The organism is Kribbella sp. NPDC054772, assembly GCF_053611945.1.
Genome location: NZ_JBSHBJ010000051.1, coordinates 25490 through 37382 on the forward strand (window position 1 = coordinate 25490; position 11893 = coordinate 37382).

8 protein-coding genes are annotated in these 11893 nt (G+C 68.1%); 7 read left to right on the top strand and 1 reads right to left on the bottom strand.

The window, feature by feature from the left end; translation table 11 throughout:
* Positions 1 to 111 precede the first annotated feature (111 nt).
* A complete protein-coding gene (locus ACWGID_RS39865; RefSeq protein WP_452204577.1) occupies positions 112 to 2076 on the bottom strand; it encodes a galactose-binding domain-containing protein in 1965 nt (654 codons plus the stop codon).
* Positions 2077 to 2181: 105 nt separating this feature from the next.
* Here ACWGID_RS39865 and ACWGID_RS39870 point away from each other — a divergent pair, with 105 nt between their 5' ends.
* The 7 genes from ACWGID_RS39870 to ACWGID_RS39900 are packed head-to-tail and all read left to right on the top strand — an operon-like array spanning position 2182 to position 11051.
* Positions 2182 to 3414 (top strand): DUF4185 domain-containing protein, encoded by a 1233-nt coding sequence (locus tag ACWGID_RS39870; protein WP_452204578.1) that lies wholly within the window; start codon positions 2182 to 2184, stop codon positions 3412 to 3414.
* Entirely contained in the window at positions 3414 to 6440 is a 3027-nt protein-coding gene (locus ACWGID_RS39875) for an alpha-mannosidase (protein ID WP_452204579.1), read from the top strand. The genes ACWGID_RS39870 and ACWGID_RS39875 overlap by 1 nt, the downstream gene beginning before the upstream one ends.
* The gene (locus ACWGID_RS39880) at positions 6427 to 7326 is read left to right on the top strand and encodes a carbohydrate ABC transporter permease (protein WP_452204580.1); all 900 of its coding nucleotides are present in this window, start codon (positions 6427 to 6429) and stop codon (positions 7324 to 7326) included. The genes ACWGID_RS39875 and ACWGID_RS39880 overlap by 14 nt, the downstream gene beginning before the upstream one ends.
* Positions 7326 to 8207 carry a carbohydrate ABC transporter permease gene (locus tag ACWGID_RS39885; protein ID WP_452204581.1) on the top strand — a complete coding sequence of 294 codons (882 nt, stop codon included), beginning with the start codon at positions 7326 to 7328 and terminating at the stop codon, positions 8205 to 8207. Before ACWGID_RS39880 ends, ACWGID_RS39885 begins: the two co-directional genes overlap by 1 nt.
* A gap of 11 nt (positions 8208 to 8218) precedes the next feature.
* On the top strand, positions 8219 to 9508 hold the full coding sequence (locus ACWGID_RS39890) for an ABC transporter substrate-binding protein (protein ID WP_452204582.1): 1290 nt from the start codon (positions 8219 to 8221) through the stop codon (positions 9506 to 9508).
* Positions 9505 to 10440: a glycoside hydrolase family 130 protein gene (locus ACWGID_RS39895; RefSeq protein ID WP_452204583.1), complete on the top strand. Its 936-nt coding sequence runs from the start codon at positions 9505 to 9507 to the stop codon at positions 10438 to 10440. The genes ACWGID_RS39890 and ACWGID_RS39895 overlap by 4 nt, the downstream gene beginning before the upstream one ends.
* The gene (locus ACWGID_RS39900; RefSeq protein WP_452204584.1) at positions 10437 to 11051 is read left to right on the top strand and encodes an SGNH/GDSL hydrolase family protein; all 615 of its coding nucleotides are present in this window, start codon (positions 10437 to 10439) and stop codon (positions 11049 to 11051) included. Before ACWGID_RS39895 ends, ACWGID_RS39900 begins: the two co-directional genes overlap by 4 nt.
* Positions 11052 to 11893: the final 842 nt, after the last annotated feature.

Genomic DNA, 11893 nt, shown 5'->3' on the forward strand with positions numbered 1-11893 from the left:
GGCCCTGGCTGAGGAAGTTGCGCCAGAACCCACGACTCGGCGATCGGGACAGGAACCAAACGCCACGACTCGGCGATCAGGGTAGGAACCAAACCCCACGACTCGGTGGGGTCAGGCGGGTGGGTACGCCGCCAGCGCGCGGATCCGGGTGGTCTTTTCGGGGATCGAGTCGGCGACCGGGCGGGTGATGAGCAGGCGGAGGTAGCGGGCCGTAAACGTGGTGACGGGCCGGTCCGATACCGCGGCTGTGTTGGCGGTGACGGTGTCTCGGGTGGTCCATTGCTTGTTGTTGTCGCTGGACTGGAGTGCGAAGTCGCGGGTGTTGAGGTTCGGGTCGCCGGCGTGTTCGACGACGTACCTGCCGATCGTTCGATCGGTGCCGAGGTCGATCGAGAGCCACGTGGTCGAGTGGCCCGAGGCGTTCACCCAGACGTCCTCGCCGGGGTCGGTCACCGAGTGGGCGGTGCTGTTGGCGGCGTCCGCGAGCACCGGCCGGTAGCGAGCGAAGTCAGGAGCCGAGTCGGCATCGGCCACCGCTGCGAACTCCAGTACGCGTGCCGTGGTGTCGTCCGATTGCGTCGGGCGGTGCACGGTCAGCCGAACGAAGCGGGTGAGGACCGGACTCGTGAACCGCCGGTCCGTCAGGTTCTCGGTGTTGCCCGTGACGTCGTCGACCGGGCGCCACGGTCCGGCGGCGCGTTGCGAGACCTCGATCGTGAAGTCCCTGGTGTTCCACGCGCTCGGGGCCGGACTCCCGACGTACCCGGCGTGCTTGATCCGGTAGCCGGAGATGGTGCGTAGCCAGCCGAGGTCGAGGACGAGGTGGGCGTCGCGGCGCGCGTCCGCCGTCCAGTCGCGGGAGATGGCGACATCAGTGCTCGCGCGAGGTGTCACCGGTTGGTCGGCCAGGTGTTGCAGATCCAGCCAGACGAACCGTGGGCGATAGATCTCGGTGGTCAGCGGGTCGCTGCCGAGGCGGTTGACGTTGTAGCTCACCAGGAGCCGGCCGTCCTCCGAAAGACTCGGGTGCGCCTTCGCGTTGTAGCAGTACGTACCGCCCTCGGTCTGCGACTCATAAACGTACGGCTCCGGGCAGTTGTAGAACCGCACACCGGGCGCGAACGGCCCGACCGGCGACGACCCGACGGCGTACTCGAGCCCGGTCGAGTTCACGTTCCGCAGATAGACCAGCAGGTACTTCCCCGCATACCGGCCGCGGGGGATGGGCGTGACGCTCAGCTCCGTCGACACATCGGCATGCAGTACGGCGGAATCCTGCACGCTGACCGTGATGTCCGGGCTCCACGCCGTACCGCTCCAGAACCGCCAGGCCGTGATGTCGGCGAACTGATCACGCGGCACACGCGCCACGACCAGGTCCTTCTGCCCGCCGGCCAACGTGTTCCGGTAGCCGTAGACGTACACGAACCCGTCCGTGCCCGGCATGATGCCGACGCCGAACATCACGATGTACGTGCTGTTCCGGACCAGCAGCCCGAAGTTCTCGGTCCGGTGTACGGCGCTGTAGTCAGGCGCCCCGTCGACGATCGGTACGGCGATCAGGTCGACGCGGGCGGCGTTCCAGTCGGAGTCGGGCGCGAACCCGGTCGCGTACAGCGTGTCGCCGATCGCGATCCCGTCGTTCATCCAGAACCCGTTGCCGAAGGCACCGTTCTCGGGGATGACGAAGGTCGCGCGACCGGGGTCGGGGCGGTTGCCGGTCAGCACCGCCGAGGAGTTGTTGATGAACCCGGTCTGGTCGTAGGTCAGGTCGCCCGGGTCGACGGTGCCGATCCGGGTGTCGCTGAAGATGAACGCGGTCCGCGAGCCGGGGGTCGCGGACCCGAGGCCGTCGCGGCCGTCGAGCGGGACGGAGTAGATCCCGTCCGCGCCGATCCAGCCGGAGCGGCGGTCGAACAACTGGGTCCACTCGTCGGCGCGGGTGGCGCGGAGCGGACGGTCGGTGGGGGAGGACCAGGCCTTCGCTGACACAGCCGGCAGCGCGGCGGAGACGCTCAGGCCGGTGGCGAGAGCGGCGTTGGTGCGCAGGAAAGTACGGCGGGAAACGGTGGTCACCGCACGGACCTTAGGGAGAAATGTCAACGTTGACAAGGCTATGTCAACGTTGACATCATCAATTTCGCTTCGCACTTGTTGTCACCCAGTGAGGGAGTACCAACCGTGCGTCAACCCCGCCTCCCCGTTCTCGCCGCAGCACTGTCCGCCGCGACGCTGCTCGCCGCCACCGCCCTCTCCGTCCCGGCCGCCGCCGCCGAACCGGCGGCCGCGAAACCCGTCCGGCCTGCCTCGAACCTGGTGGTCGAGAGCACGACCGAGCTCGGCCCGATCACCCAGAACCCGTACAACGCCGCCCGCGACAACGGGCAGAGCGTCCGCTACGGCAACCAGTCGGTCTGGTTCTTCGACGACACGATCCTGAAGAACCCGGACGGCTTCCTGACCAGCACCGCCGCGACCACGAGCGACCTGGACGCGAGCGACAACATCACGATCACCTCGGCCAACCCGCTCGACGAGCACTCGACCGGCGTACCTCCGGAGTTCGTCCCGTTCTCCGCCGCCGAGCTCGCGTTCCAGCAGAAGCACGCATCGAGCGACTGCACGAACTCCACCGACGAGTACTGCGGGACGGTGTTCGCGCACTGGCCCGGTCCGGTCGTGGTCGACCAGGCCCGGCACCGGATCCTCGTGTCGTACGGCAAGCTCTGCCGCGGCGGACGCGTCGGTACACCCTGTGAATCCGGCTTCGTCGGTCAGGCGCAGGGTACCGGCCTGGTCTCGGTCGACATGAACAGCAAGACGATCACCCGGCTCACCGCCACCAACCGGCCCGCCGACATCCCGAGCCCCGAAGGCACCGACAACACGCTGTTCTTCCCGGTCGGTCAGGACTGGACCGGGAACGCGATGGTGCTCGTCGGCAGCACGCTCTACGGGTACGGCAAGTGCACGCTGGACGGTTGCGCGGTCGCCAAGGTCCCGGTCGCGAACGTCACCGACATCTCCCAGTGGCGCTACTACATCGGTGCCGACAGCAACGGTCAGCCGCAGTGGTCCACCGACCCGAGCAAGACCGTGCTCGTCAAGGCCACCGGTGCCGCCGGCTCGACGGTCTACTGGGACAGCGCGTTCGGCGCCTACGTCAACACGTTCATGCCGTTCCAGTCGCAGGACGTCTTCTACCAGACCGCGCCCAACCCGTGGGGTCCGTGGTCGTCGGCGACCAAGCTCTTCACCGCCGCGAAGACGAGCGGGATCGAGTACGCCGCGTTCGCGCACCCGGAGTACACCAGCGCCGACGGCCTGACGAAGTACTACACGTACTACACCTCGTCGACCGGTGCGCAGATGCTCGTCAAGGTCCGTTTCGCCAAAGCCAGCAAGGGCAAGTGATGCACCAGCACCCCCAGCGCACCATCGACCGGGCGCGTCGGATGCTCGACGAGCGGGTCCTGCCCGCCGTCGAGCGCCGGTCGGCGCCCCTCGAGATCACCGTCCGGCGGTTGCCCGGTGAACCCGAGCCCTTCGAGCGGGCCACCGCCGGCCCGTTCGAACCGTTCGCCGCCGGGTCCGCGTGGGGCCCGGCCTGGACCACCTCGTGGCTCCGGCTCCGGGGCGAGGTCCCGGCCGACTGGGCCTCGGACCAAGCCGACGCCGAAGCGGCCGTCGTGATCGACCTCGGTTTCGACGGCGGACCGGGCTTCCAGAGCGAGGGCCTGGTGCACCGCGCCGACGGCAGCATCATCAAGGGCATCCACCCCCGGAGCCAGTACGTCGACCCCGGGTCGACCACCGTCGATCTGTACGTCGAGGCAGCGGCGAACCCGGATGTCGCCGCGAAGGCGTTCCGGCCGACCGATCTCGGCAACGGGCTCGCCGCGGACGGCGAACCGCAGTACCGGTTCCGGCGCGCCGAACTCGTCGCGCTCGATCGGGACGCGGAGCAGTTGGCGATCGATCTCGACGTACTGATCGGGTGGGCGGTCGAGCTGGCCGCCGACGATCCGCGGCGGTCGAAGATCCTGCGGGCGCTGGATCGAGCCTGCGACGTGATCGACCCGGATCGGATCGCGGACTGCGTCGCTGCCGCGCGGGCCGAGCTCGCGCCGGTGCTGGCGCGGCGGTCGGTGCCGAGCGCGCATCGGGTCGCGGCCGTCGGGCATGCGCACATCGACTCCGCGTGGCTGTGGCCGATGCGCGAGACCGTGCGCAAGTGCACGCGGACGTTCTCGAACGTGCTCGCGCTGATGGACGACTATCCCGAGCTGCGGTTCGCGTGCTCGCAGGCGCAGCAGTACGCGTGGATCGAGGAGCACCAGCCGAAACTGTTCGCGCGGATCGCCGATGCGGTCGCGGCCGGGACGTTCATCCCGGCCGGCGGGATGTGGGTCGAGTCGGACACGAACATGCCGGGCGGCGAGGCGCTGGTCCGCCAGTTCGTGCACGGCAAGCGGTACTTCGCCGAGCGCTTCGGGGTCGAACCGCGGGAGGTCTGGCTGCCCGACTCGTTCGGCTACACGGCCGCGTTGCCGCAGATCGCCCTACTCGCCGGGTTCCGGTACTTCCTGACGCAGAAGCTCGCGTGGCATCCGACGAACCCGTTCCCGCATCACACGTTCTGGTGGGAGGGGATCGACGGCAGCCGGGTGTTCGCGCACCTGCCACCGGTCGACACGTACCTCGCCGAGCTGTCGCCGGCCGAGTTGAACCACGCCACTCGCAATTTCCGTGATCACGCCGGCGCGACGACGTCGCTGGTCCCGTTCGGTCACGGGGACGGCGGGGGCGGACCGACCGCGCTGATGATGGAGCGGGCGCGGCGGCAGGCGGATCTCGAAGGTGCTCCAACGATTGAGCACCTGACTCCGACCGCGTTCTTCGAGCGCGCGGAAGCGGAGTACCCGGATGCGCCGGTCTGGGTCGGCGAGCTGTACATGGAGGCGCATCGCGGGACGTACACGTCGCAGGCCGCGATGAAGCGCGGCAACCGTCGCGGTGAGCACCTCCTGCGCGAGGCCGAACTCTGGTGTACGACGGCCACGCTCCGCACCGGCGCGCCGTACCCGTACGACGCGCTCGACCGGATCTGGAAGACGGTCCTGCTCCATCAGTTCCACGACGTCCTGCCGGGCTCGTCGATCGCCTGGGTGCATCGGGAGGCGCGGGCGGCGTACGAACAGGTGCAGGCCGAGCTCGAGGGCCTGATCTCGACCGCTCTCGATCAGCTGGCCGGCGATGGCGAGACCACGATCCGCTTCAACGCCGTACCAGCCGTCGTCGATGGCGTTGCTGCTCTGGGCGCGTCACAGGAGCCGGCGCCGATCGCGGCTGCCGTGACGGTGCAGCGTGGTGAGGACATCCTCATCGACAACGGCGTCCTGCGGATCACGATCGCTCCCGACGGAACGATCCCGTCCCTGATCGACACCCGCTACAACCGCGAGCTCGTCGCCGACGGTGCGCGCCTGAACGACCTGGTCCTGCACCACGATCTTCCGAACGCCTTCGACGCCTGGGATCTCGACGACACCTACCGCGCGACCGCTACTCCGCTGCGGGTGCTGGATGCGTTGGACGTCGTCGAACAGGCGGGCGAGGTCGTGGTGGAGGTACGGCGGTCGCACGGCGCGTCGACGTACCGCCAGACGATCACCGTCGCGGCCGGCTCGGACCGGGTCGACTTCGCGGTCGACGTGGACTGGCACGAGCGGGAGAAATTGCTCAAAGCAACGTTCGGTCTGGACGTCCGGGCGAACGACGCGGCGGCCGAGATCCAGTTCGGTCACATCCGCCGGACGACGCACGACAACACCACCTGGGACGAGGCCAAGTTCGAGGTGTGCGCGCATCGCTGGGTGCACGTCGGCGAGCCCGGCTTCGGCGTAGCGGTCGCCAACGACTCGACGTACGGGCATGACGTACGGCGCCTGCCGGGACGATCCGGTGATCCACTGGCCGGACGCACCGGCACGGGGATCGGGCTCTCGTTGCTGCGGGCGCCGCGCTATCCCGATCCGGAGACCGACCAGGGCCGCCACCACATGCGCTACACGCTGGTGTCTGGCGCCGACATCGCGACCGCGGTCGAGACCGGTCTGCGACTGAACCTCCCGATCCGCGAAGTCCGCGGTACGACGGCACCTACGCCGGTCGTCACGGTCGAGGGCGAAGGCGTGGTGATCGAGACCGTGAAGCTCGCCGAGGACCGCTCCGGTGACGTGATCGTCCGGTTCTACGAGGCGCTCGGTGCGCGGACGACCGGGCGGCTGCACTGGGATTTCGTTGCCGAGGGCGCCGAAATCGTCGACCTGCTGGAGCGGCCGCTCGGGAGCTTCGACGGCAGTTTCGAGCTGCGTCCGTTCCAGATCCTGACCGTCCGACTTCGAGTCCAGGAGGTGGACTCCGATGAACTCCACTAAGCGGCGCCGGGACGCGATCCTCGGGTACTGCTTCATCTCGCCCGCGATCATCGGGCTGCTGCTGTTCGTCGCCTATCCGATGGTGACGTCGCTCTACCACTCGTTCACCCGGTGGAACGGGCTGACGCCGGCCACCTGGGTCGGCCTGGAGAACTACAAGTTCCTGTTCACCAACGACCCCACGTTCTGGCCGTCGTTGAAGGTGACCGTGCTGTGGGTGGTCATCTCGGTGCCGGCCACGCTGATCGCCGGGCTGGCGCTCGCGGTCGTGGTGAACCGCGGGATCAAAGGCGTCAAGGTGTTCCGGACGATCTTCTACCTGCCGGTCGTGCTGCCCGCGGTCGCCGTACTGACGTTGTGGAAGTACATCTACGACCCGACGTACGGGCTGGCGAACCAGTTGCTGAAGGCGCTGCACCTGCCGACGAGTATGTGGTTGGGTGACGCGCACGTGGCGCTGCCCGCGATCTTGATCGTCGGTATGTGGAGTGTCGGCGGGACGATGATGATCTTCCTCGCCGGGTTGCAGGCGGTCCCGGACGAGATCCAGGAGGCGGCCAAGGTCGATGGTGCGAACGCGTTCCGCCGGTTCACGCGGATCACGCTGCCGATGATCGGGCCGATCATGATGCTCCAGCTGATGCTGGCGCTGAACGGTGCGTTCCAGACCTTCAACCAGGTCGCGATCCTGACCAAGGGCGGACCGGGACACTCGACGAATCTGCTGATGTACAAGATCTACAACGACGGGTTCGCCGACTTCATCACCTCACCGCAGCTCGGGTACGCGACCGCCGAGGTGTGGGTGCTGTTCGTGATCGTGATGCTGGTGACCGTCGTGATGCTGCGCCTCACCCGGAACCGCGTCTACCAGGGGGAGGGCTGATGACCGCCGAAGCACTTGTCATCGCACGTCCGGCCGCGCTGACCCAGCGGGTGCCGTTCATGCTGTCCCGCGTCGCGTGGTACGCCCTCTGCGGGCTGCTCGCGGTGTCGATGTTGCTGCCTCTGGTGTGGATGGTCAGCATCGCGCTCAAGGGGAACGGCGACATCAATCAGTTGCCGCCGGCGTTCCTGCCGCGTGAGTTCCGCGCCGCGAACTTCGTCGACGGTCCGGCACAGATCGGTTTCTACCGGTTGCTGCTGAACACTGTGATCGTCACCGTGCTGTCGACGATCGGCGCTGTGGTCAGCTCGATGATCGTCGGCTACGGCATCTCGCGGATCGACTTCCCGGGCCGCCGGTTCTGGTTCGCAGCGATCTCCGGCAGCATCTTCGTGCCGGGCATCGTCGGACTGATCCCGCTGCAGCACCTGTACATCAGTCTCGGTCTGATCGACACCTGGGTGCCGCTGATCCTGCCGGCGTTCTTCGGGAGCCCGATCTTCGTGTTCCTGGCGCGGCAGTACTACCAGTCGATCCCGAAGTACCTGGACGAATCGGCGACCATCGACGGCGCGGGGCACTGGATGATCTTCACCCGGATCATGATCCCGCTCACCAAGCCGGTCTGGATCACGGTCGCGATCATGAGTTTCCAGCTGGCCTGGAACGACTACCTCAGTCCGTTGGTGTACCTGCAGGACTCGAAGAAGTTCACGTTGCCGCTGGGTATGGCCGCGTTCCTGTCCGACCAGGCGGGGTCTCAGTACAACTACTACATGGCGACGAACCTGCTGTTCGTCGTACCGCCGCTGGTGCTGTTCTTCCTCGCCCAGCGCTACTTCATGGAGGGCCTCGGCGCCCTCGGAACCATCGCCAAATGAGGAGATCGATCATGCCCACAATCAGGGCGACCGCAGTGCTCGTCGTCGCCGGACTCGCCCTCGCCGGCTGCGGTGGCGGCGGCTCCGGTGCCGCGAAGGGCGGCGACGGGAACGTCAGCTACATGACCTGGGAATCCGTGGCCACGAACGCGGCCCTGGACAAGAGCATGGCCAAGATGCAGGGCGCCACGGTCAAGCGGGAGGAGTCCCCGAACGCTGACTACGCGCAGAAGCTCGCCTCGCTGATCATGTCCAAGAAGGCCCCCGACTTCTTCTGGTGCTCGAACGCGCAGGAGCAGAACCTTGCCGCGGAAGGGTTGCTCTACGACTGGTCGTCGTACCTGAAGAAGGGGGACGGGCTGCAGGAGGACAAGTTCTCGCCAGGGTCGCTCGACCTGTGGCGGAACCCCGAGGGCAAGCTGTTCGGGATCCCGACGCTGGCGAACACGTACGGGTTCTTCTACAACAAGACGGCCTTCGACAAGGCCAAGCTGAAGGTGCCGACGACCGGGTGGACCTGGGACCAGCTGTTCAGCGACATCGCGGCGCTGAAGCGCGCCGACGCCAAGACCACGCCGCTGGTGAACGCGTGGCCGCTGCTCGAGAGTCCGCAGGGCGTCTCGGCGTACTCCGTCGCGAACGGTGGCGCGCCGATCATGGACAAGCCGATCGGCGCCAAGGAACTGCAGGCCGACGCGACCTTCCGGACCGGCGCGGAGCGGATCGCGAAGGCGATCAAGGCCGGTGAGATGACCAACCCGGACTACGACGGAACGAACGCGATGGCCAAGTTCGCCAACGGCGGCATCCCGCTGATGTTCGGCGGCCAGTGGCTGCACCAGACGATCACCCAGAACAAGCCGAAGTTCGAATGGGGTTATGCCCCCTGGCCGGTGGGTACGGCGAAATCCGTGCAACCGATCGAGACGAACGGCGTGTGTTCACCCGCGACCCTGAAGGACCCCGACACCACCTGGAAGGTCATCAGCTACATGGAGGTCACCGGCTTCAACGAGACGATGAAGGACCAGCCGATCGCCCCGATCGCCTACGAGCCCGGCTCCAAGGGGTACTACGAGGCGCTGCAGGCCGGCGACGCCGCCGCGAAGAGCATCGCCGCGACCGCGACGTACGAGCTCGGGGTGAAGGACAAGTTCGTCACCCAGTTCCTCGACCCGTGGTCGACACCGGCCGGTGACGTCGTCGGGACCACCTGGAACCCGGCGCTGTCCGGCAAGAAGGACGTGGCTGCCGGCGTCGACGGCATGGTTGCCGGTGTCAACAAGTTGATCAACAAATGAGCGCGCCGGTGGTCGACTACCCGTTCGGTCCGTTCGTGCCGCGGCCGGAGAACCCCGTTCTGCGGCCGGGCCGGCACGACTGGGAGTCGACGAATGTCTACAACCCGTCGGCGCTCGTGGTGGACGGACGGATCGCGCTGATCTACCGCGCGCATGCCGCCGACATCGTGTCGCACCTCGGTCTCGCCTGGTCCGACGACGGCCTCACCTTCGAGACCGAGCCTGATCCGATCATGTCGCCTACCGAGGACTACGAGCGGTACGGGTGCGAGGATCCGCGGGTCGTCTTCGTTGACGGTACCTACTACCTGACGTACACCGGCTGGGACCGGCACACCGCACGGCTCTGCCTCGCGACGTCGACCGACCTGCGGACGTGGGAGAAGCACGGGCCGATGTTCCCGGGCATCAACACGTTTGCCGGCGTGCGCGAGACGCCGGGTCCGGAGTGGAGCAAGGGCGGCGTGATCCTGCCTGAGCCGATCGACGGGCGGTACCTGATGTGGTTCGGTGAGGGCAACATCCACCTCGCCACCTCCGACGACCTGCTGCACTGGAAGGCCGACCCGACACCGGTCCTGCGGCCCGAGCCCGGCACATTCATGGGCGACCTCGTCGAGACCGGCCCGCAACCGATCCGGACCCGGACCGGTCACGTGCTCCTGATGCACAACAGCGCGGTGGTCCGGCCCGAGGGCGGCGTGTACTACGCCTGCGGTCAGGTACTGATCGACCCGCGGAAGCCGGACACCGCCGTCGCCAAACTGACCGAGCCGTGGCTGGAACCGAGTACTTTCGAGGACCAGCACGGACTGGTCGACAACGTCACGTTCGTCGAAGGACTGGTCTTCCACCGCGGGACCTGGTTCGCGTACTACGGCCAGAGCGACACGACCGTCGGTGTCGCCACGTTCACCCCGGAGAGCTCGTGATCAAGCTTGCCGACGGTGCCCGGGTGATGTTCACCGGGGACTCGATCACCGATTGCCATCGTCGCGAGACCGACAATCCGCTCGGGTACGGGTACCCGTTGCTCGTCGCGGGGCAGTTCGGCCGCCGTACGCCGGATCGCGTGCCGGTGTGGATGAACAGCGGGATCTCCGGTGACACGCTCGCCGGGCTGGGCAGTCGGTGGGAGTCCGACGTACTGGATGCTCGGCCGGATGTGGTGTCGATCCTGATCGGGATCAACGACACCGGGTATCGGTACTCCTTCGGGCATGAGGAGGTTTCGGCGGATGGGTATCGGGCGGGGTATCGGCGGTTGCTGGAGCCGCTGGCCGACGTACAACTCGTGCTGATCGAGCCGTTCTTGCTGCCGGTGAAGGACGACCAGTGGGCTTGGCGGGCCGACCTCGACGCGAAGATCCAGGTTGTGCGGGAACTGGCCCGCGAGTTCGGCGCCGCTCTGGTCGCCGCGGACGGGATGTTCGCCGAACTCGCAGCCGGCACAGGCCCCGAACACTGGCTCTTCGACGGCGTCCACCCGACACCGGCCGGTCACCAAGCCCTCTCCGAAGCCTGGCTCCGCCAAGTCACCTAACCCCGCCCCCCGGGCCGCCCCGCCGCTCGCCCTCCCACGACGGCGCGGCGTCCCGGTTCGTGCGCCCACGACGCGAGGCGCCCCGCCGTTCGCGCTTCCACGGCGGCGAGGCGTCCCGGCGTTCGCGCTTCCACGACGCGAGGCGCCCCGCCGTTCGCGCTCCCACGACGCGAGGCGTCCGCGGTTCGTATCCCGCGGCCTGGCTCGCCCCACGGAAACGTTTGAGGGGTCGCCCCCTGAGCCGGTGGGTTGCGGACCCAGAATCCCAGGGGGCAACCCTCCGTTTGAGGGGGCGCCCCCTCAAACGCATCCTGTGCGGGGGCGGCGGCTGCTGGACGCGGGGTGGGACGGGCACACCGGCATCTCGACAGGAGGTGTCCGGGCTTGTGCCGTTCGGGTGCGAATGTGTGAGCGTGGAACTGGCTCCGACTTGGTGCCCGTAGACGTATACGTCCTGTCGAGCTGCCGACGCAGGCGCGAGCACACCCGCCCCCACCATGCATGAGTCCGTCTGCCCACGCAGGCATGAGGGCACTTGCCTTCGCCAGGCGTGAGCCCTCCGCCGGGCGTGAGTGCGACTGCCTCCGGCAGTCGCGTGCGCCTCGCCCGAGGCGGGCGCGTCAGCATCCGCCTCCGCCAGTCGTGTGCGCGTGGGCGCGTACCTCCGGCAGTCGTGTGCGCCTCGTCCGAGGCGCTACGCCGCCCCGCCCCGCCCCGCCCCGTCCCGCCCCGCACTGCGCCGGGGTGGTGGGGGGGGCCCCCGCTGGCGGGGGGGGCGGGCCGCCAGCGCGGGCCGGGGGCCCCCCCGCGGGGGGGGGGGGGCCGCCACGCGGCGGGGGGGC